Here is a 21,090-nt window from a genome sequence, read left to right on the forward strand (position 1 = left end):
GGGCGTACATACTCGCGCCACCTATTCGCAAAGATTACGATCGCAGCGTCGATGGCGGTCATGCCCGTCGGCCTCGTGGCCGTCCCGGCTGCCGCGCACCCAGCCCCAGTCCCAGCCAGCCAAGGGTGGAGTCACGATTGCGACCACAGCGGGCCGTGGCAGTGGCAGCAGAACCGCGGTCAGTGGGAGTGGAACAACTGCAACTACAGCCGGGGCCACTGGGTGTGGGTCAGAGACTACGACCACCACCACGACGCGTGGCAATGGCAATGGCAATACAACAATTGGGACCGCCACAACAACGGATACCCGTTGTTCGGCAGCTCCTAACCCATAGACCCGCCCAACCTCCTTGCAGCCGAGTGGCTGCAGTACTGGGTCCTGCCCACCCCATCTACCGAATCCGATGTTGCACTCTGAGATTCAAGTCACCGATACAGTCGGCACCGATCCGACTATGGTGAGCAGAAGTCCTGGCATCGGAGGTAAATCGCATCATGGCATCGAAGATTGTCATTCTCGGCGCGGGTTATGCAGGTATCAGTGCAGCGCATCGGCTTTCCCGCCGCGGCGTCGATGCAGATGTCACGATGGTGAATCCGCGTGATCAGTTCATCGAACGAATCCGCTTGCATCAGTACATGTCCGGTACCTATGCCGCGGCAACGCGACTCGGGTCGATCCTTCCCGCCTCGACCGAACTGAAGGTCGACGCGGCCGAGTCGATCGACTTCCATAACCAACGAATTCGACTGGCCGGTGGTGTTCTCGACTACGACTACCTCATCTATGCGGTCGGCAGCCACAGCCGTACCGAGGCAATTCCGGGCTCGGCGACCAACGCAGTCACGATCGGAACGTTCGAACCCGCACAACGCGCACGCGCGCGCCTGCAACAGCTCCCTCCTCGCTCGACGGTCACGATCATCGGCGGCGGACTCACCGGAATCGAAACAGCAGCAGAGCTCGCCGAGAGCACCGGCCACAACATTCGGTTGATTTCCGACCAGCAGCTGGCCCCCACCGTCAGCGAACGCGGGCAACGCCGTCTGTATACCCATCTCATCGACGCGGGCGTCGAGATCATCGACAACACACCAGTGGTCGGTATCGGCGCCGGTAGCGTGGAATTGTCGGACGGGACTCACTTGACGAGCGATCTCACCGTAGATGTGGCCGCATTCGGTGTCCCTGACCTCGCTGAGCGCAGTGGACTGAACACCGACTCGCGCGGGGCCCTGACCGTCGATGACAACCTCATCAGCACCAGCAGTTCGACAGTGATCGGCGCCGGAGATGCCGCAGTAATCAGTAGCTCTCCACTTCGCATGAGCTGCCAAGCGGCAATCCCAACCGGCGTCCACGCTGCGGAAACGGTTCTGCGCCTGGCAGCTGGCAAGACACCGAAACAGCTGCGTCCCAAGTTCGTCGGCCAATGCATCAGTCTGGGGAGGCGCGACGGATTGCTTCAGCTGACGAACTCTGCCGATGTTCCACGATCACGCGCAATGCTCACCGGGCGTCGAGCCGCGCTGGTCAAAGAGCAAATATGCTCGTCCACGATGTGGTTCGGTCACCGCGGTCCATTCAGTTACAGCTGGTCGTAGTTGGCAACAACTTCGAACTCGTGAATCGAGAGCTGAACCCGGCGTCGCCGAGGACCATACAAAGCTAGATGATGCTTCTCTGAATTCGTTCACGCAGCGGCGGCGGCATGAAAATCGTCTCAGGCCTGATCGCCAAAATTTCCCGTCGGCTCTCATCGCTCACGGCCATAACCCTCAGCACAGCAATGAGCGTATTAGGCTCTGCCGCCATCCAACTGGCGGGTAGTTGGAGATAGTGGTCTGTATCCCATCCGAGCCTGTTCTCCTTGTCGAGAGGTTCACGAACCATGAGCCGAATCAGAGGGTCACGGGAAGTCCACAGTCCAGTCGTATTGAGCCGGACTGCGTCCGCCACATCCACGATCGACGCCCAGGGCACTACCAGGTCGGCACCGATTCGGACGAAAGGCTGCCTACCTACCGTTCTTATCACAACATCCCGGTAAATCTCGATGCCGGTAGCTGGCCGAAAGAGGCTGAAGAGCATGGCGAGAACCGCAAGAACAACACCGCAGACCGTAGCGAATATCGCATGCGGGGAGCTGTTACGAGAATCCGGCAGCATTACTTCGATCCCGCTCCAGAAAGTCAGGGCAACAGCCGCGTAGTACACGCTCGAGCCAAGCATTGAAATGATGAGCACTCTCATCGTCAAAGCTTCCGGGTCTACTCGAATTCCTTTGCCGTACAACTTACTTTCGCAACCGGTCAACCGACGAGATATCCTGACCCATTTGAAACCCGCCCCACGGAGCGTCAGCCACCCACCACACCCACAAAGAACTCCGATGCCTGCGAATCCGATCAGACCGACTACTGACTCCGCCTTCCATGCCAGAATGCACCCCACTGCCACACCGAGCAAAATCACGATAGAGGCGAGTATCTGCGTCGGCCTCAACCTCTGCGGCCACACTGGCAACCACTCGACGGTTGGCACAATGCGAGCCGGTGTTGTATCCCGTTCTCTCACTGTTACTCCCAGATCCATTGACCGAATTTGGGAACGCCATAGGCCAGAGCTGCCCCCATCGCCACTCCTACCACCAATCCGGCCGCGGTGCCTGCGCCGGGAATCACGGAACCAACAGCTGAGCCGGCGATCCCAGCTGCGGTGATTTGGCCCAATACTCCCCCCACAACGACTCCGGTCACCGCTCCCGCACCCTCCGTGACGATAGCCTTGGTCGGATCCATACCACCCTCGATGTCATTCGAAATCGCAGGTATGGTCCCCAACGCTGCTCCCATTGGTCCAAGTCGACGACCGAGCCCCAGGGCCAGATCGTCGGACGAGGCTGCAGCGGCGGTCTTCAAGGCGTGTCCCGTCGCGTCCGAAAGCGTCCCGATCGTGACACCTGCGGCCATAGCTTGAATATCGGGGCGCCACGAAAACCCGGCATCTTCGCTCAGCGCCAAGTGGCCAACGATCACCTCTGACGAACTATCCTGCAAATCGACGATTCGCCCGCGCACTCGGTCACATACTCCGAGTGCAGCGTGGTTCGCTTGCTGAAGAGCATCGAGTACGGAGAGCGTCGCTTCCTGCGTTCTGATCTGCAGAGCGAGGACCGCGTCCTCCCCCAGTGGCCCTGCAATCTGATCCAGGGAGGCGATTGCTCGGTCGGCCGTCACAACGCCGTTGTCAGCGACTTCGAAACCACGGTCGGCAAGTTCATCGATGACTTCGACCAAGTTCGAGCGCACGAAGTCGACTATCGATGCCGAGGCCGAGAGCTCCGCGCCAACGTAGAAAAGGCGTCAGAGAGAGCTGACAAGGTCGAACACTCGGCTACAACGCGCTCAGCTGCGGCAACGGCGGCGTCACCGTGCCACGACTCGGCAAGGACGTTCTGCTCTGCCGCGATGCTTCCACACCGCCCCTCGATCACCCTGGAAATACCGTGGAGCCCATTTGAACCAGCGAGCAAAGACTGACTGTTCCAGGCGCGGACATCCCCAATGCTCAGCGTCATTCGCGACTATTCATTGAGCGAAGCTGAACTGCGAACTCATCATCGGCGACGCGATAGTCCTCGGAAGCTCCTCGTGCAGACCGTGCAACTGTGTCCATACGCTGTGACATTCCATGGAGCGCTGTCGAAGAGATACGCTCGCCCTCGGCGCACAGTATTTGTAGATCTGACCCGGGCAGTGCATTCTGCGCTGACCAGAACGGTCCAAAAACGTCAGTACGCCCCAGGGTGTCGCTCGCGTCCTGGGCTGCAGAAGCGAAACGCCTCAAAATTTCCGGATCTACTTCCATCACCACACCCATCATCGGATCTACGTCACCTACTCTTTTGACGCAGCGAAGGAACATCTGGTTCCAGGCGGTCGCCTCTGAGACACGATGATGGGTCGAAGCAGTGGTCCACGTCATTCTGACCGAGGCACAGTTGACGAAAAGCCGTCACGCAGCCCACCCTCACCCTCGGACCCGACGGTCCGAGGGCGGGGTTACGACTAGGTCAGAACCGGATGACACCCCGAAGGTTGAGGCCTGAGTGCATGTCCTCGAAGCCGCGGGCGACGTCGTCGAGAGAGTAGGTCTGAGTGATCAAACCGTCGAGCTCGAGCTTGCCAGCTTTGTAAAGATCGATCAGCCAAGGAATGTCAGCGCTCGGTGCCGAAGCACCGAACAGTGATCCCACCAAACGCTTTTGGTACAGCGTCAATTCCATCGGACTAATGGGGATCCCGACGTCGGTCATCTTGCCGAGCCCGGTCACCACGCACACGCCGGCCTTGCGGATCGACGAGAAGGCCTGCGCGATATGCTCGCCGGTCGTCACGCCGATAGTGACGATGGCAGCGTCGGCGCCCTGCCCGTTGGTCAGCGAACGTGCAACATCGGCCGCCTCTTCGAGCGTCGAGAATGCTTGTGTGGCACCGAACTTCAAAGCGCTGTCACGCTTGAAGGCAACCGGATCGACGGCCAGGATGTGCGCAGCTCCGGCGTGCGCGGCACCCTGGACTGCATTGATACCGATCCCGCCGATGCCTATGACGATTACGGTCTGGCCTGGGTAAACCTGGGCAGAGTTGACTGCAGCTCCCCAGCCGGTGCCGACCCCGCACCCGAGCAGGCACAGAGACTCCAGTGGCAGACTCTTGTCTGCCACCTTGATCACGGAATCAGTACTGACAGTGGTGTACTCACTGAAGGTGGACAAACCGCAGGTCTGTGCCACGACCTCTCCGTCGAGGCTCAACCGGAAACTGTTCGGATCGTCGGGGCGACCGCCGGTCATGATGGCGGCGCCACGGTCGCACAGGTTCTGCATGCCCTTTGCGCACCAGCGACACTTTCCGCAACCGGCGATGAAAGAGAACAGTACGTGCTCGCCCACTTCGTAGCCGATGGTCTCCGGACCGACCTCGACGATCACGCCGGCACCCTCGTGCCCACCGCAGATCGGGTAAACGCCTACGGCATGATCACCTTTCGCTATGTGGTCGTCGGAGTGACAGATGCCAGAGGCAACCATCTTGACGGTGATCTCGTTTCTGCGGGGTGCGTCGAGGTCGAGCTCGACGACCTCGTATGTGCCGGGGGTGCTGCGAATGATCGCGCCACGGGTCTTCACGATGTACTCCTTGTTCGGGATTCTGTCGGATCAGGGATAAAGAATTAAGGGGTGACCTGGGAGGCCATCGCATCGTGGAAACTGTCCGCATACGGGGGCAGCAAACCCCATTCGCGGCGCATGTCGACCTCGGGAGCCTCGAAGACCGCCCGTGCGTGGCTGAATTCTTCGAAGCCCTCGCGGCCGTTGTAGTGGCCCATACCGGAAGCCCCGACGCCGCCGAACGGTGCATCCTGCAGACCCGGGTGCATCATCACGTCGTTGACGGTGACGCCGCCGGAAAGCGTGCGGTCCAGCACGTACGACTGTTCTACTGCATCGGTCCCGAAGTAGTACAGAGCCAAAGGCCTTGGCCCCGAGTTGATTTCGGCGAGGACGTCGTCGAGATCGTCGTAGCCGAGGACCACCATGGCGGGGCCGAATATTTCCTCTGCGCGGATGACTGCGTCGGAAGGTGGGTCCACGACCATGCGCAGCGGGCGACGTCCACCAGTTGCGGGCAATGCGCCGTCCGGGGCCGTTTCGATACGGGCACCGCGGGCAATTGCGTCGTCGATGTAACCGTCGACGCGGGCGGCATGGCGTTCGTTGACGACGGAAACGGCGTCGGGGTTGTTCTCGATCGTCGGCAACAGTTCCGCGTATGCATTCGAGGTCGCCGCCACGAACTGCTCGAGCAGTTCACGGGGAACGTACGTCGTATCCGGGTTGACGCACAGCTGGCCGCCGTTGCTGGTCTTGCCGACCGCAATTCGGAAGGCTGCGACGTCGATGTCGGCGCTACGGCCGATCACCGTCGGCGACTTGCCGCCCAGCTCCAGCGTTACGGGCACCAGATTCTTTGCGGCGTTCGCCATCACCAATTTGCCGACCGCCGAGCTGCCGGTGAACACCAGGTGATCGAAGGCAAGCGAGGTCAGGGCCTCGGCCACATCAGGTCCACCGGTGACGATCGCGACAACCTCTGGATCGAGGGCTGCCTCGACGATCTCGGCGAGAAGTGCGGCGGTGCGGGGAACCACTTCGGACGGTTTGAGGACGGCACGGTTACCGGCTGCAAGGACGCCGGCCAGCGGGCTGAGCAGAGTGAACAGTGGCGCATTCCAGGTGCCGACGATGCCGACAGAACCCTTCGGCTGGTAACGCACATGGGCGCTGGCGCCGAGCTGATCGTAGGGCGAGAACACCGCGCGGTCCTGCTGCGCCATCCACGTCTCGAGGTTGTCGCGTGAATGCTTCAGACTGCTGATGGAGCCCAGCACGTCGTTCATCAAAGAGTATCCACGCGGGCGTCCACCGAAGTCAGCATCCATCGCTGCGACGAGGTCTTCGTGATGCGCGACAAGCATGTCGATTACAGCTTGTATGCGCTGTCGCCGCAGCTCGGCGGAGGGCTGGCCTTCGGTGTTCATTGCCGCGCGCTGACGGCTGAGGATGTCGGTGATGCGCGCTCGATCCGAGCTGTTCTGGTCCATGCCCGAACGCTATGAGCTGGCTCACACCGCTCGAGTCCAGGTCCCGGTGAGTGGAACTCGAAAACTGACTGCCACCCTCTCTTACGGAACCGAAGCCGGCGTCTGCGCGTCTAACCTGACGAACAGTCCAACGGATGGGGGTCCGATGCAGCGCCGATGGCTGTCACTTCTCGCGGCGGCCGCTGTCCTGACAGCCTGCGCTCAGCCCGTCGACGGAACAGCGGTCGCCGGGGTGCCCGGGAGGGCCGAGCAATTCGATCCCTGCAGCATCCCGGACGACGCCATCGCGGCAACCGGGCTCAATCCCGAGGCAAGGTTGGCGGGCTGGGGTGAAGGACTCAGCGTCAAGGCCTGGACGACATGTGGGTGGAGGGGCCCGACACGAAATTCTTGGTACCAGTTCGATGTGTACTTCTCGATTCAATTCACCCTCGATGAGGTTCGCCAGAATCCTGCGTTCGAGAATTTCAAGGATGTCAGCCTGGGCGGCAGACCGGGCCTCGAGTTCGCACTTTCATCCATGGACCTGCGCAAAGGATGCGGCACGAGCTTCGACACCACTGAAGGCGTCGTGATGTTCACACTCGCCACCCTCGGAACAGCCTCGCCGCAGGGAGACCCGTGTGAACGCATCCGCCGACACACAATCGATCTCGGACATTACTTCCCGCCCACTATCTAGCTGAAAGGATCCCCAGCAATGACTTTGAAATCCCCGATCGAATACTGGAACAGTCTCGCTACCGCGGCTGACGACGGCGATCTATTTCTCGATCCCGATGCTGCACAACACTGCGACAAGGCCTGCACCGAGTACCTGTCGATTCTCGAGACCAACAAAGACCTTGCGTTCAAGCTGGGAAACGTCAAGGGCATGGGTACTTTCGATTCCGGAATCGCGCTTGCCCGCAAATTTTCACTAAAGGTCGTGGACGGCCCGAACAACCTCGTCGACGTCCTCCAAAGCCACATCGACGTCGTCACATCGATGCAAGCAGTCTTTCGAAAATTCTTCGATGCCGCGGAGGACGTCGACCAGGATAACGCGACGTCGATCGGCCAGAACGGACCGAACTAACCGACCTCCGTCCGGGAGCGCAGTCACCTGTTGCGCAGCACGATGAGGACCGTTCCGGTGGCGGTCCGTCATCGTTCCGAAAGATGCCGCGAAGCCTGATCAGTCTCCGCAGAGCCCGGCCGGTGCACGTCCACCTTCGATTGCGGAAAGGAATGCAAGGGTGTCTTCGGCTGCGGCGCCCACTGTCGGTACATGTTCCAGCCCGTCGTAGACGGTGTACCCGATCCGAGAGCCATTCGCGCACAACGATTCTGCGAGAGCCGCGGAACCCGGTTCGGTCACCGCAGTGTCCCCGCCGCCCTGCAGAATAAGCGTCGGCACCGCAGGGTGGAGACGGTCGGGGTTTTGATCGGCCAGGTAAGACACCAGCGGTGTGAAGTCCGCCCCAGGGCGAATAACCGCGTCCAGCGAGACAGACTCTGCAAGTTCCCAGACCGCGTCGGTGCAGCCGGTCTTCGCCGCCTCCAAAAGTGGCGTCATCTCGTCGGTGACGTAGTTGTAGGCGTCCAGAGCGGGATCGGCAGCCTGCGCACCGAGCAATATCAAGGGCAGGTAGCCGAGTACCGCGCGAGCTTCGGGACCGCCTGCCGCGAAGTACTCGACAGTGTCACCGAGATTATTGCCCGGCGAGATAGATACCGCTCCTCGAAGCTCGAGCTCCGGCGCTAGATCCGGACCTCGATCGGCGGCGAACAGTGCGGCATGCCCACCCTGACTGTGCCCGGCGGCGTACCAGCCTGTGCCAACATTGGGGTCGAGCTGGCGGGCCGCGCGCACGATGTCCGTGACGGCTGCAGCTTCTGAGTCTCCGTTGATGTACGGATGGATCCCCGACGTCCCCAACCCGACGTAATCCGTCTGCGCCACTACGTAACCGGCGCGCAGGAATTGGTCCAAGGTCTCATTGACGTAGCGCAGGTATTCACCGTCTGATCCGGGCACTGTCCCTGAGGACGGCGCGCAGGCGTCCGAGACGCCGGTAGTCCCGTGCGCCCAGCTGATTACCGGCCACCCGGCTTCCGGGGCCTCGCCTTCTGGGATCGACACCGAGCCGGACACCTCGACGTCATCACCCTGTGGCCCACGGGACAGGTAGGTGATCTGCTCACCACGCACAGCGCCGGGTAGGACTGCGTCGCCGGAAAGTGGCCGACTTGTCAGCAGTGCGCCACGCTCGGGCCCCTCCGTTGCTGTCTGCTGGCCGGTTGCCGAACCACATCCCGCGATCAGTCCAGTTGCTGCGAGGACAGCGACCAGGCGAGCTCCCCCATGTAAGCGTGTATTCATCGCATTCTCTCCCGGGCTAGATCTCACAAATTAGGTCAAGTGACCTAATCGGGACATTAGCACTGCCGTACGCTCACGTTCATGCCTGCCCCAAGCACCCGCACGGAGCTCCTGGATACCGCTGAGCGACTGATAGCCGAGCGAGGGTTAGCAGGCGTCTCGGTTCGCGAAGTCATCCGAGCTGCCGGTCAGCGCAACAACGGTGCGGTGGACTACTACTTCGGGTCTTGGCATGCACTGTTGATCGAGTTGTGGTCGCGTAGGGCCACCAGTGACGCGTTGGCCCGTGAGCTTCACACCGCCGCCGAAGACGCTCGAGACCGTCTCGGCGCACTGGTCGAGGCTTATGTACGCCCGTTCGTCAGCGAGATCGCGGCTTGTTCGCCCTCCTACTGGGCTCGGTTCAACGAACAGTGGCTGGCGGGCATCCGCAGCGATTTCGTCGCGTCGCCACAGCCGCTCGTGGCTGATGACCCGGCCTATCCGCCGATCCCCGGTCTGGACGGGTTGAAACGGCTACTTACCGACATCGCGACCGAACTCACGCACCTGCCCGCTGGAGACCGCCCTGCCCGGGTTGCGTTGGCCGCGCGCTTCGTGGTGTCCTCGCTCGCATCCTGGGAGCGCGATGGAGTAGCTGGAGTGTGGCGCGATCTCGACGCCTTCGAGACCGAATTGTGTGCACTGATGCTCGCCCTGCTGCTTACCGGATCACGCGCCCACTGACCGTCACTCGACAACGGTGCCGTATTCGGAACAATTGCCCAACCAAGTCCTCAGTTGGCCTGCATGTTGTCCCCCAACAAAGTTGGGATGGAAAGTGTTGCGGTACAAACCTACTCGACGCAATTTGACATTGCGGTGGCCGGAAGCGCAGACGGATTCCGTTTCGTTCGCCCTTCCTGTCGGTGTGGGATGCAAAAATGGCGGCATGTCACGACTCGACGAAGGCTTCGCACCACCAACCGCCTGTGTGCAGTGGTGCCAGCTCCGCACCTACGACCTGAACGTTCTGGACGATGGCGTCGAGGTCGACCTCGACTGGTGGAACAAGCACCTCGATCGCGCAGGTCACGATATTCGACTTCGTGGCCGCAACCTCGACGGGCACATCGTCTCCGACGGAGTGGCGACAGTACAGCGCAACGACCTTCGTATCGACACCGATCTCGCCGACGGCGAACACGATGCGCTCGGCCTCCTCTTTCTCTGTGCCGCCTGGCAGGGCAGCCACAAGAACCGCAAAGCGATACGGCGATTCCCCGACGTCCTCAACCCGCACTTGACACGTCCAGACGAGAATCCAGTTGCAAAGACAATGACTGTGCTCCAACGGTGCATACGTGACCAGGCGGTACCCGAACTCCCGAGCGGATCCTGGTCCGGATGGCCCGACACCCCCGGTGTCGGAACATCTCTTATGGCCACGTTCCTCTGGGCAGCCAAAGCATCCGTGGACGGTGGGCGCGCCCAGTTGATCGACCAGTACGGGGTGTCCACCCTCATCCACGAGGGATGGCTGGAAGACCCTGCTGTCGCCGGGTTCACGCGGCGTCGCTACGACCGCTACGTCGAACTACTCACCAACTGGGCTACCGATATCGGCACCAGCCCAGAACTGATCGAGATGTGGCTCGTTCAACGGTGGAGCGCTCGAAAGTCCGAAGCACGCTTCGGCAGCCACGCGCAACCGACCCTGTTCTGAACCGCGCACTGCCGCAGATGCATCGATTGAAAACCCACTGCATCGCCACCGCCGGAGGGAAATCGCAGCAGAGTTGGAACCAAAGTCCGGGTCTCGGCGTCTAACCTAACGACGAGTCGAACGGATGGGGGTCCGATGCAGCGCCGATGGCTACCACTTCTAGCGGTTGCCGCCGTCCTCACAGCCTGCGGCCAACCGGTCGACGGAGTAGCCGTCGCAGGGGTGCCAGGGCAGGCCGAGCAATTCGAACCCTGCAGCATCCCGGACGACGCCATCGCCGCGACCGGACTCAATCCGGAAACCGGCTCAGGATGGATGGAAGGAATCAGCGTCAAAGCCTGGACGGTCTGCGGCTGGGACGGACCAACAATCAATTCCTGGTACCACTTCGGCGTGCTGTTTTCGATTCGATTCACCCTCGACGAGGTTCGGCACAACATCGCGTTTCAGGATTTCAAAGACGTCAGCTTAGGGGGCAGGACGGCCCTCGAATTCGGACTCACATCTATGGATCCAGACGAAGGCTGTGGAACCAGCTTCGACACCACCGAAGGCGTTGTGATGCTCACGGTCGAGGCTCTCGGAACCGGCCCGCCCCAGGGTGACCCGTGTGAATTAGTTCGGCGACACACCATCGAACTTTCGCAATACTTCCCGCCGTCGATCTAACTGAACGGAATCGAAATGGCTTCAAATTCTCCGATCGAATACTGGAACGGTCTCGCCACCGCAGCCGACGAGGGGCATCTGTTCCTCGATCCCACAGCCGCACGACAGTGCGACAAGGCATGCAGCGAATATTTATGGACACTCGAAAAAAACAAGATCGACGCCCGTGCCCTGGAAAAGGTCGAGGGGTTCGGTCCCTTCGAGTCCGGAATCGCACTTGCCCGCAAATTCTCGCAGAAGGCCGTGGGCGGCCCGAACAATCTAGTGGACGTCCTGCAAAGCCATATCGACGTCGTCACGGCGATGCAAGCTGTGTTCCGAAAATTCTTCGTAGCCGCAGAGGACGTCGACCAGCAGAACGCGACATCGTTCGGTCAGAACGGACCGAGGTAGCCGGCACCCTCGTTCTCGCCTCGCTGCGTCGGGAATCGCTGGCTACCAGGAGTTTACGTGCAGAACGGTCTCGATGGGATCGCGTGGCGCAACCTTGAAGGTCTCACCCGTGTAGTAGGCCGTCGGAATCAGCGCACCTTGATGAAATCCCTCCGGAATTCCGAGAATTTCAGCCACCTCCGCTTCACGCGCGAGATGTATTGTGGTCCAAGCAGTTCCGAGTCCACGCGCCCGTGCAGCAAGGGCATAGTTCCACACAGCGGGTAGCAATGAACCCCATAGTCCGGCTTGATTGCCGCTCGGCAGCTTCTTGCCTGCCTTGATGCAGGGGATCAACAGCACGGGCACTTCACCCATGTGCTCACCTAGCCACCCGGCACTGTCTCCGACACGTTTCTGTATCGGACCTCGTTCGGGGTCGTCGGCGAAAAGGGCGTTCGCCGAGTGTTTGGACGCCTGATATTCGGCGAACAGTTCTCCGTAGATTGCGCCGATCTGTGAACGTAGGTCCGGATCGGTGACCACCACCCACTGCCAGCCCTGTTGGTTCGATCCGGACGGACCTTGCAACGCGATCTCCAGACACTCCTTGATCAGGTCCAACGGCACGGGCCGCGTCAGATCGAGACGTTTGCGGACGGTACGCGTCGTGGTGAGTAGTTCGTCAGGTGTCAGGTCGAGAGTCGGGTACGAAGTCATCTTTCGATCATGCCCCAGCTTTCTGGAGTCCGACCTTCCCCGGGTCGATGAGAGGACATCACGTGCCGTCACCATGTGGCTACCGAGAACCGCGATTCATGTGGCTACGCGCTCCCACATCTGCAGGTAAGCCTCGGCGCCGTGACTGAGGTCCTCGATGAATTGGTCGCCATCCGCGCCGGCCACCAGTTGCGCATCTGCAATCCAGTCCGGGATCAGCCCGTACTGTGCCGCACCATCGGTGTTGATGTCGAAAACTCGTTCTCCGGTGCGCTGACGGTCCATCACAGTACCGCCGTCGAACGTGATGAACGGGTAGCTCAACGGATTCTCGGTGGCATCCTCGCGTGGTGGAACTTGTGGGGCAAATCCGTTGGTATCGGCGCCGAAACCGAAGCCGTAGTAGTTGTCGTCATTGCGTTCCGCCCGATATGTCCGCCAACTCTTCAGGAAGTCGGCCGGCGTACTGGCATACTCCGAGACGAATCCACCGAGCGCGTAGATACGAGGCACGTTGGTCGGATCGGTCCAACCGTGGCTCGACACAACGCCTGAGTAATGAGCGGCGTCGAGCATCTTCAAGGTGTCATCGGCGGTCTTGACGCTCATGTGGTCGATGTCGACGATCATGCCGCGGTCCATCATGCCCTCGACCGCGTGCTCGCCGAGAGCGCTCAGTCCTCGGACGTTGCATTGCGGGCCGTCCGGATAGCTGGCTCCTGAGCTACCTGCGGGAAGCGCGGAAGACATGCTCCCGAGATTGCCCGAGATGATCGACATCAGCGGATTATCGGCGGCTTCACCGGTGCAGGGCTCGGTCTTCCAGAACTTGCCGGTTCCCAGGAAGTTGCCGATGTTGACCGCAACACCGGTGAGGCCGGGATCGAATCGTGTTCCGCCGAAGGCGTTGTCGAACTTGTGGGTGAGGATGACCTGGCGGACACCCATTCCGTACACCTCGTCGAGACCTTCGTCGATGTCGGCTTCGGTGCACTGCGGCTTGTCATTACGCAGGGTGCAGCCGAACATTTCTGAGACCTCGATGCCCAGGGTGACGGCCAGCTTGCCGTCGGCCGCCACCCGGCGGACCTCTTCCGGTGAGCTGACGATACGGAACCAGCCTTTGCCGGGCCCGCCGTACTGGGCGTCGATGTAGTCCTGCATGTCGCGGACCTGCGCGGCCTGGATTCGGACGGTGTCCATCTCGTTGCACGGGTTGCGCTTGCTGGGATACAGCTCGCACAGTACGCGGTTGGCTACGAACATATTGGTGAAGATGCGCAGTCCACCGCGCCAGGCGCGTTCGACCCACTTGTAGTAGGTCTGTTCGTGGGTCTGCGAGTCCTGGGCAGGCCAGTCCGCAAAGGTCGGCCATCCCGTGGTGTCGTGTTTCTCGAACGGTGAGCCACCCGAAAGAATTTGCTCGAGTAGGGCGGGCCTTCCATTGCTGCCGTGGTCGGGGCAGTCCTGCAGGGCTGCGGTTATACCCTGTGGATCGAACGGTTTGCCGCAGTGCACATTTCCACCCATGAATTCGGAGGCGTCCAGATGCACGTGTGTGTCGATGAAGCCGCGGACTTCACCGTTGGGTCCGGTGGCGGTCGACGGTGTACCGGTGGCGTTGACTTCGGAGTCGGGGAAGTCGGCGCATCCGTCCGTCGGAGTGACAGTGAACTGGCCGCCGTCAGAGTTATCACCGGGGTCGGTCAGAGTCAGTCCGGCATCGACGGAAGTGAGTTGGTTGCCGTTCTCGGTCGCGGTGATGCGGTAGCTACCGTCGGTGTGGGTCAGTGTCCAGTCGGTATTCGGGAGGGCATCGCGAGTCGAAACCACTGATTTCTTGCCCTCATGGGCGAGGAGGTCACCTTCCGGGCCGTAGAACATGAACCGGCCCAATTGGGCGGGGTGGAGTCGAAACGGTTCGGCTTCCGCCGCGGTGGCGTCGGCGCGGTAGCTCTCGCCGTCCCGCCGTACGAACTCCCCGCTCGGCCCAGCCTGGAGCGCATAACAGCCGTTGGCGAGACCGTAGACGGGATTCTCAGCGAGGGGGTCAGGGCCCGCTGTCGGCTGGGCGACTGACAGGCCCGCCGACGCGACCGAAAAAGCGAGCATCGCGGCCAACGCCTGAGAGAGGAGGCGTATGCGCCGCGTGAGGATGGTCATGTGTTCCGTGATCCCGTCAGTTGAGAGGCTCGACTCGGCAGTAGCGTAGATCGAATTAGACTCGGGATCCGTACCTTTGACCCATTTTGGAAACTGGAGCACTGACGAGGCTGAAACCGTTCTTTGGATTGTTAAAAATCACAAGATCGGAACTACGGTTCCCTCCCTCGCCCTGCTGCCATGCGTTCGACGAGCGAGCCGATCCTGCCGCCGTCATTGACCTCGGATCCTGGGGTCGGCAGGAGAACCGGACTCGAACCCTCGACACGGTGGCAGTTCAAGATCAGCTCGGAACAGCCGTCAACTATTCACCTATGTCTCCGAATCGGCTTCCTGACGTAGTCGGATCATTTTGTACAGCTTCGCATTTCGCGTCTCCACACGCTTCGCTTCGATCGCCGTGCCTCCGGGGCCAGATTGGGGAATGGCTGGCCGTCGAGGCGGCTGATTCTACTGACGGACCGGTTGGACTGCTTCAGGACGTCAGCGCACTGGGGGTTCGCTGACCGTCGACTTATCGGGGGGTAAATTTTCGAGAATAGAGCTACACCATCGACGCTGTACGTACCACTGCAACCGTCGACAGGCACTGGCACAAGGACGGTCGACCCGCGGATCTTGCCCGACGGACGCGTCGGACTGGCGGCCTACACGTCATTGAACTCGCTTGTCCAACATTGCGACGACGCGCAGCCATGGGGACTCGTCGACGAGCAATGGTTGGCCGACATACCACTGCGTGACAAACGGTTTCATGCAACAGACGACAGAACGACGGCCTATTCGGTGGATCCGCTCCGATGCGTGTCAACGATATCGAGATCGGTGACCTCAACGAGCCCGCTCGGATACTGCTCCAGAATGTACGGACTCTGGATGCGAGCGGTAAGAGCGCACCCACAATTCCGAATGCAGATCAATCGACGGCATTCCAAGGCGAAGCCGTCGCATCGTTGGCCGAAGCAATGTTCGAGTTGGCAGCTGATGCAGTTCAAGCCTGCGATAACGATTACGCAGCAACAGAACACGGCAACGCCACCGACGTCATCGATGCCGGCACCCAAGTGGACCTCGCTGATGCCCACCTACGTTTATCTCGACGTCAACATCGATTGATGCCGCGCTTGCGCAATAGCTCTGGACGCATTGGCCGAGAATGCAGAGTCGGGCTTCGACAGCTGTCGCACTCGTCAGTTACTACAACACCGGCCACCGGATCAAGAACCCTCAGGGTGCAGCAGGCGTCGAGCCGACGTGCAGCGCAGTCGTCGGGCTACTCCTCTGCTTCGTACTCGGGTTGCAGTCGCTCTACTACCAAGTGCACTTGAACGAACGTCCACGCGTATTGCGGCCGCGCTCAACCTGGAGCAGTTGTCCCCTGGCGTCATGACCATACATAGACCGTGACGGTCGACACACCCGGGTTGTCGAAAAAACTTGAGCTCGAGTGTTTTTCGAAAAAGGCGCGTTTGGACAAGAATCGATATTCGCGCAGTGCCATCCGGTCGAAGTCGAAGAGTCCTCGTACTCAGATGTGCTCGTCCAGTCGCGGTATGCTTCCGCCATGGGCAAGTTGAAGAATGTAGTAGAAGGACTGTTCAAGCGGAAGAAGGCTAATCCTGAACCCGCGGCCAAGCAGCTCGATCGTTGGGCCGACGAGGGTGGAGCACTTCCGCCCGAGCCACCCAGAGCGCCTGGCACTCGGTAGATTTAAACCAAACGTAACAGGGCGTTCGGCCGGATCCCTTGTCTCCATGGCTAAAGTCGAATTTTCCTGCAAAGAAACACGAGGTCGATCGATGCAACTGGTTCCATCGGACACGGAGAAGTTGCTCCTGAGTGTGGCCGGGATGGTAGCCCGTGACCGACGTGAACGAGGCGTCGTCCTGAACTATCCGGAAGCGACAGCACTGCTGTCCTGCTGGGTGATGGAGCGAGCCCGCGAAGGTAGACGCGTCGCCGACCTGATGGCCGAGGGCAGGCACGTGCTCAGCCGAGAAGACGTCATGGAAGGCGTCCCGGAGATGATCGGCGCCATTCAGGTAGAAGCGACGTTCCCTGACGGGCGCAAGCTGGTCACCATCACGGATCCGATCCAATGATCCCCGGCGAATTCCGTTTACGCCCCGAGGCCGTGGAACTCAATGCCGGCCGAGAGCGCCGCACACTCCTGATGGTCAACGCCGGAGACCGGCCCATCCAGGTCGGCTCGCATCTGCATCTACCCGACGCCAACTCGGCCTTGGAGTTCGACCGTGACCAAGCCGAGGGCTTCCGTCTCGACCTGCCGGCAGGTACGTCGGTACGACTCGAACCCGGGGTGAGTCGGATGGTCGACCTCGTGGCCTTGGGCGGCCGCAAACGTGTACCAGGCCTGCAAATCAAGACCGAGACCAACGCTCCATCGGCGAAAGAGAAGTCATGAGTTGGATCGATCGCCTCAAGTACGTCCAGCTTTACGGTCCAACGACGGGTGACCAAATCCGGTTGGCCGACACCGACCTGTGGATCGAGGTTGCCGAGGATCGCACCGTCGGAGGCGACGAAGCTACGTTCGGCGGAGGCAAGACGATCCGCGAATCCATGGGCCAAGGCCATTCGCTGCGTTCAGAAGGCGCGCTCGATGTTGTGATCACCAACGCGGTCGTTCTCGATCACTGGGGCATCGTCCGCGCCGACGTCGGAATCCGTGACGGTCGAATCGTGGCGGTCGCCAAGGCAGGCAACTCCGACATCATGGACGGGATCCGCCCCGACATGCAGATCGGACCTGCTACCGATGTGATCTCGGGAGAAGGCAAAATCCTCACCGCGGGTGCCGTCGACACGCATGTGCACTTTCTCAGTGAAATCGAGATGCGTGAAGCACTGGCGACCGGAACGACAACGGTGATCGGCGGTGGCACCGGGCCCACCGAAGGATCGAAGGCAACCACGGTCACCGGCGGGGCATGGGCGCTCACGATGATGCACCGTGCACTCGACCACATCCCCCTCAACGTCATCCTCTTCGGCAAGGGCAGCACCGTATCGCAGGGAGCATTGCGTGAAGACGCGCTAGCAGGTGCCGGCGGATACAAGATCCACGAAGATTGGGGCGCAACTCCGGCCACGATCGACGCATCGCTGCGCGCCGCCGACGAGTTCGGTCTGCAGGTCGCACTGCACGCCGACAGCCTCAACGAGACCGGTTATGTTCAAAGCACTCTCGACGCTATCGCCGGACGTGGCATCCACGCGTTCCATTCCGAAGGCGCGGGCGGTGGTCACGCCCCCGACATCATCACTGTGGTCAGCGAGCCGAATGTGATTCCCGCGTCGACCAACCCGACGCTCCCGTACACCGTCAATACCGTCGACGAGCACCTCGACATGCTGATGGTCGTCCACCACCTCAATCCGAAGGTGCCCGAGGACCTGGCATTCGCGGAGTCTCGAATTCGGGCCTCGACGATGGCTGCAGAAGACATCTTGCAGGACATGGGCGCGATGTCGATCACCTCGTCCGACGCTCAGGCAATGGGTCGGATCGGCGAAGTAATCTGCCGCACTTGGCAAGTGGCGCACGTGATGAAGAACCGACGCGGTTCACTGAGTTCTTCCGAACCTGCCGACAACGAGCGGGCACGCCGCTATGTGGCTAAGTACACGATCTGCCCCGCCGTCGCGCACGGTATAGATCACGAGATCGGATCGGTGGAGAGCGGCAAGATGGCGGACCTCGTTCTCTGGGATCCGGCGTTCTTCGGGATTCGCCCATGGGCCGTCATCAAATCCGGGGCAATCGTCGCAGCGCCCCTCGGCGACCCCAACGGTGCCGTACCGAATCCGCAGCCGGTCCTGACTCGCCCGACGTTGCCTGCCGAGGCTGCCTCCGCCGCCCACCTGGCAACGACGTTCGTCTCGCAGGCAGCACTCGACGATGGACTTGCCGACCGGCTGGGACTGACCCGGAAGTTGGCCGCTGTCCGCCCGACTCGCGATATCGGCAAAGCGTCCATGCCCAACAACACGACGCTGCCGAAACTCGACATCGACCCGGAGACGTTCGCGATTTCCATCGACGGCGAACTGGTTCGACCGCAGCCGGTGGACGTAGTGCCGCTCGCGCAGCGTTACACGATGTTCTAAAAGAACCCATGACCGGTCATATCGGAGCGCTCCTCCTCGGCGACGCGCGGTTGCCCACCGGCGGACACATCTATTCGGGTGGTTTGGAGCCAGCTCTATCGGCGGGCATGCCGCCCGAGCGGGTTCCGGACTACATACGAGCGCGGTGCCGGACGGTCGCGACAGTCGAGGCGTCGGCCGCTGTATTGGCTTATCGTGCAGCACAATCCGACGACCCGTCGAGACTCGAATCGGTTCACGATGCTCTTCTCGCCCGGACCACGAGCGAACCGCTACGCAACGTTTCGGGAATGCTCGGGCGTGGACTGGTCCGGATGGCACTGAGACTGTGGCCCGATCATCCTGCGGTCACTGCGCTGGTGGCCATCGATCGCGCACCGATGCGTCCCGTCGCCCTGGGTGCCGTTGCCGCGGTCATGGGTATCGGCGAAGCGGCCGTTGCTCGCGTTTGTTTCTACGACGACATCCAAACTGTTGCCTCGGCAACGCTCAAACTCGCGCCCATCGATCCCGTCGACCCGGTGGCGTGGGTGCTATCTCTCGAACCACTTATCGACACATTGGTGGAGAACGTGCTTGCCGTCGAATCCGTCGACGACATGCTCGCCGCCACCGCGCCCGAAGCCGAGCAGTGGTCACTGAACCACGCTGGTAAAACAAGGAGAATTTTCATTGCCTGACAAGACCGAACAGACCACCGGCGCCGACGCTTCACCGCGGCGTGCTTTGCGCCTCGGCATCGCAGGCCCCGTCGGCACCGGCAAAAGCACATTGATCGCCACAATCTGCCGTGCGCTCGCTGACGAACTGGAAATCGCCGTCGTCACCAACGACATCTACACCGACGAGGATGCCCGACTGCTCCGCTCGGCGGGAGTGCTTCCCGTCGAACGCATCCACGCCGTCGAGACCGGTGCATGTCCGCACACTGCGATCCGCGACGACATCACCCCCAACCTCCTTGCGGTCGAGGATCTCGAAGCCGAGTTCGCACCACTCGATCTCGTGATCGTCGAGAGTGGCGGCGACAACCTCACCGCCACGTTCAGCCCCGCTCTTGTGGACGCGCAGATCTTCTGCCTCGACGTCGCAGGAGGCGGCGATGTGGCCCGTAAGGGTGGCCCCGGCATCGAACGCGCAGACCTACTCCTCGTGAACAAAGTGGACCTCGCTCCGTACGTGCGCGTCGACGTCGAGCAGATGGTGGCCGACGCCAAGGAAGCCAGGGACGGGCTTCCAGTGTTGGCGTTGAGCTGGGACGACACCGACGCAATCGCCAGACTCGCGCAGTGGGTCCGGCAGATCCTCGACGATCACAGGAACGGCCGTCATGTGCCCCGGGATCCGGGTCCGATGGCGCCGCACAGTCACTCCGACGGCACGCAGCACAGTCATACGTGACCGAAACGGTTACAACGAAGGTCCATGTCGAGTTGGCGCGTGGCCGTGCGCGATTCACCGAAATGCGCTCGGGCACATTCCTTCGCGCGCAACCGTTGCACGTCGACGGACCGGTTGCACGGTTGGCGCTGATCGGGAGCTATGCGATGCTCCTGGCGGGAGACGATCTCCGACTCGACATCCACGTCGGCCCTGGAGTGTGGCTCGAACTCGTCGAACCGTCCGGCACGGTGGCCTATCACGCACAAGGCGGTTCGGCGTCGTGGTCGGCGTCGATTCGGGTCGATGAGGATGCGCAGTTGGTATGGCGGTCTGCGCCGTTCGTCGTGACCGCCGGAGCCAACGTGCGAAGACATACCCAGATCGCCCTGGCCGACGGCGCCCGCGCCCTGATCTCGGAAACCCTCGTCCTCGGACGCACCTACGAGGACGGCGGCGGGCCCCTACGTTCGACGATGCGGGTTCATCACGTGGGCAAGCCCCTGTTGGTCGAGGACCTCGATCTGCGTGACACTGCGCATCGCGACCTTCCCGGGGTGCTCGGTAGCAATCGCACGATGGCGTCGGTGCTACTCGTCGGAGCACGGCCGGAAGCAGCCGAGGGCGTGCACGAGACGCGGCTGGCGGGCGCGGGTGCTCTTGCGCGTGCATTGGCTCCGCAAGCGCACGAAGCTCAGGCCGCAGTCGACCTCTCGTGGGACCGCTGGTCGAAAGAGTATCTCGATCCGGCGGACCACCGTCGGACATCGGAAATCATTGCCCCACAGACCGTTTCGCCGACACACTCTGCTCATTCAGAGTGAGTGTGCCGGCCATGGGTCAAAACTGATCGATACAAGTCCGATCTGATCGATACAGGTCCGATCTGATCGATACAAGTCCGATCTGATCG

At 61.3% G+C, this 21,090-nt stretch carries 23 protein-coding genes; 16 read left to right on the plus strand and 7 right to left on the minus strand.

The annotated features are described in order from the left end of the window. Positions 1–51: 51 nt before the first annotated feature. Positions 52–330 carry a hypothetical protein gene (locus tag ABIB36_RS16330; RefSeq protein WP_354560843.1) on the plus strand — a complete coding sequence of 93 codons (279 nt, stop codon included), beginning with the start codon at positions 52–54 and terminating at the stop codon, positions 328–330. Between the two features lie 167 nt (positions 331–497). Beyond that, positions 498–1,607, plus strand: a complete 1,110-nt coding sequence (locus ABIB36_RS16335) for an NAD(P)/FAD-dependent oxidoreductase (RefSeq protein WP_354560840.1) — start codon at positions 498–500, stop codon at positions 1,605–1,607. A 64-nt stretch (positions 1,608–1,671) separates the two neighbouring features. Here the strand turns inward: ABIB36_RS16335 and ABIB36_RS16340 are convergent, their stop codons facing one another. The 4 genes from ABIB36_RS16340 to ABIB36_RS16355 form a co-directional block, all read right to left on the minus strand. Continuing rightward, a complete protein-coding gene (locus tag ABIB36_RS16340; RefSeq protein WP_354560838.1) occupies positions 1,672–2,598 on the minus strand; it encodes a hypothetical protein in 927 nt (308 codons plus the stop codon). Beyond that, a complete protein-coding gene (locus ABIB36_RS16345; protein ID WP_354560835.1) occupies positions 2,583–3,314 on the minus strand; it encodes a hypothetical protein in 732 nt (243 codons plus the stop codon). The genes ABIB36_RS16340 and ABIB36_RS16345 overlap by 16 nt, the downstream gene beginning before the upstream one ends. Positions 3,315–4,078: 764 nt before the next feature. Beyond that, the gene (locus ABIB36_RS16350) at positions 4,079–5,197 is read right to left on the minus strand and encodes an NDMA-dependent alcohol dehydrogenase (protein WP_354560833.1); all 1,119 of its coding nucleotides are present in this window, start codon (positions 5,195–5,197) and stop codon (positions 4,079–4,081) included. Positions 5,198–5,241: 44 nt separating this feature from the next. Then, positions 5,242–6,672: a coniferyl aldehyde dehydrogenase gene (locus ABIB36_RS16355; RefSeq protein ID WP_354560831.1), complete on the minus strand. Its 1,431-nt coding sequence runs from the start codon at positions 6,670–6,672 to the stop codon at positions 5,242–5,244. A 145-nt stretch (positions 6,673–6,817) separates the two neighbouring features. Here ABIB36_RS16355 and ABIB36_RS16360 point away from each other — a divergent pair, with 145 nt between their 5' ends. After that, positions 6,818–7,354 (plus strand): DUF3558 domain-containing protein, encoded by a 537-nt coding sequence (locus tag ABIB36_RS16360; RefSeq protein ID WP_354560829.1) that lies wholly within the window; start codon positions 6,818–6,820, stop codon positions 7,352–7,354. Between the two features lie 18 nt (positions 7,355–7,372). Further along, positions 7,373–7,750: a hypothetical protein gene (locus ABIB36_RS16365; protein WP_354560826.1), complete on the plus strand. Its 378-nt coding sequence runs from the start codon at positions 7,373–7,375 to the stop codon at positions 7,748–7,750. Positions 7,751–7,849: 99 nt separating this feature from the next. On the opposite strand, the gene ABIB36_RS16370 is transcribed toward ABIB36_RS16365, so the two are convergent. Then, positions 7,850–9,037 carry a lipase family protein gene (locus ABIB36_RS16370; RefSeq protein ID WP_354560824.1) on the minus strand — a complete coding sequence of 396 codons (1,188 nt, stop codon included), beginning with the start codon at positions 9,035–9,037 and terminating at the stop codon, positions 7,850–7,852. Positions 9,038–9,118: 81 nt separating this feature from the next. On the opposite strand from ABIB36_RS16370, the gene ABIB36_RS16375 reads away from it, so the two are divergent. From ABIB36_RS16375 to ABIB36_RS16390, 4 genes are all read left to right on the plus strand, one after another. Continuing rightward, entirely contained in the window at positions 9,119–9,763 is a 645-nt protein-coding gene (locus tag ABIB36_RS16375) for a TetR/AcrR family transcriptional regulator (RefSeq protein ID WP_354560821.1), read from the plus strand. 205 nt (positions 9,764–9,968) lie between these two features. After that, positions 9,969–10,742 (plus strand): 8-oxoguanine DNA glycosylase OGG fold protein, encoded by a 774-nt coding sequence (locus ABIB36_RS16380; protein WP_354560819.1) that lies wholly within the window; start codon positions 9,969–9,971, stop codon positions 10,740–10,742. Positions 10,743–10,877: 135 nt separating this feature from the next. Next, positions 10,878–11,411, plus strand: coding sequence for a DUF3558 domain-containing protein (locus ABIB36_RS16385; RefSeq protein WP_354560816.1), 534 nt, complete (start codon positions 10,878–10,880; stop codon positions 11,409–11,411). A gap of 15 nt (positions 11,412–11,426) precedes the next feature. Then, positions 11,427–11,804: a hypothetical protein gene (locus tag ABIB36_RS16390; RefSeq protein WP_354560814.1), complete on the plus strand. Its 378-nt coding sequence runs from the start codon at positions 11,427–11,429 to the stop codon at positions 11,802–11,804. A gap of 42 nt (positions 11,805–11,846) precedes the next feature. Here ABIB36_RS16390 and ABIB36_RS16395 read toward each other — a convergent pair whose 3' ends face one another. Beyond that, positions 11,847–12,503 (minus strand): nitroreductase family protein, encoded by a 657-nt coding sequence (locus ABIB36_RS16395; RefSeq protein WP_136171494.1) that lies wholly within the window; start codon positions 12,501–12,503, stop codon positions 11,847–11,849. 96 nt (positions 12,504–12,599) lie between these two features. Next, positions 12,600–14,666 carry a peptidase gene (locus tag ABIB36_RS16400; protein ID WP_354560811.1) on the minus strand — a complete coding sequence of 689 codons (2,067 nt, stop codon included), beginning with the start codon at positions 14,664–14,666 and terminating at the stop codon, positions 12,600–12,602. A gap of 984 nt (positions 14,667–15,650) precedes the next feature. Between ABIB36_RS16400 and ABIB36_RS16405 the strand changes: the two genes are divergently transcribed. From ABIB36_RS16405 to ABIB36_RS16440, 8 genes are all read left to right on the plus strand, one after another. After that, positions 15,651–15,782 carry a hypothetical protein gene (locus ABIB36_RS16405; protein ID WP_354560809.1) on the plus strand — a complete coding sequence of 44 codons (132 nt, stop codon included), beginning with the start codon at positions 15,651–15,653 and terminating at the stop codon, positions 15,780–15,782. Between the two features lie 448 nt (positions 15,783–16,230). Continuing rightward, positions 16,231–16,374 (plus strand): hypothetical protein, encoded by a 144-nt coding sequence (locus ABIB36_RS16410; protein ID WP_354560807.1) that lies wholly within the window; start codon positions 16,231–16,233, stop codon positions 16,372–16,374. A 91-nt stretch (positions 16,375–16,465) separates the two neighbouring features. Beyond that, positions 16,466–16,768, plus strand: a complete 303-nt coding sequence (locus ABIB36_RS16415) for an urease subunit gamma (RefSeq protein WP_354560804.1) — start codon at positions 16,466–16,468, stop codon at positions 16,766–16,768. Continuing rightward, positions 16,765–17,091 (plus strand): urease subunit beta, encoded by a 327-nt coding sequence (locus tag ABIB36_RS16420; protein ID WP_354560802.1) that lies wholly within the window; start codon positions 16,765–16,767, stop codon positions 17,089–17,091. Before ABIB36_RS16415 ends, ABIB36_RS16420 begins: the two co-directional genes overlap by 4 nt. Further along, positions 17,088–18,797, plus strand: a complete 1,710-nt coding sequence (locus ABIB36_RS16425; protein ID WP_354560799.1) for an urease subunit alpha — start codon at positions 17,088–17,090, stop codon at positions 18,795–18,797. Before ABIB36_RS16420 ends, ABIB36_RS16425 begins: the two co-directional genes overlap by 4 nt. Positions 18,798–18,805: 8 nt before the next feature. After that, complete coding sequence (locus ABIB36_RS16430) at positions 18,806–19,477, plus strand: urease accessory protein UreF (protein ID WP_354560797.1); 672 nt, start codon at positions 18,806–18,808, stop codon at positions 19,475–19,477. Beyond that, positions 19,470–20,198 (plus strand): urease accessory protein UreG, encoded by a 729-nt coding sequence (ureG, locus tag ABIB36_RS16435; RefSeq protein WP_354560795.1) that lies wholly within the window; start codon positions 19,470–19,472, stop codon positions 20,196–20,198. Before ABIB36_RS16430 ends, ureG begins: the two co-directional genes overlap by 8 nt. Beyond that, complete coding sequence (locus tag ABIB36_RS16440; RefSeq protein WP_354560793.1) at positions 20,195–21,001, plus strand: urease accessory protein UreD; 807 nt, start codon at positions 20,195–20,197, stop codon at positions 20,999–21,001. The genes ureG and ABIB36_RS16440 overlap by 4 nt, the downstream gene beginning before the upstream one ends. Positions 21,002–21,090: the final 89 nt, after the last annotated feature.

The sequence above is a fragment of the Rhodococcus sp. UYP9 genome (assembly GCF_040547235.1).
Classification (GTDB): Bacteria; Actinomycetota; Actinomycetes; order Mycobacteriales; family Mycobacteriaceae; genus Rhodococcoides.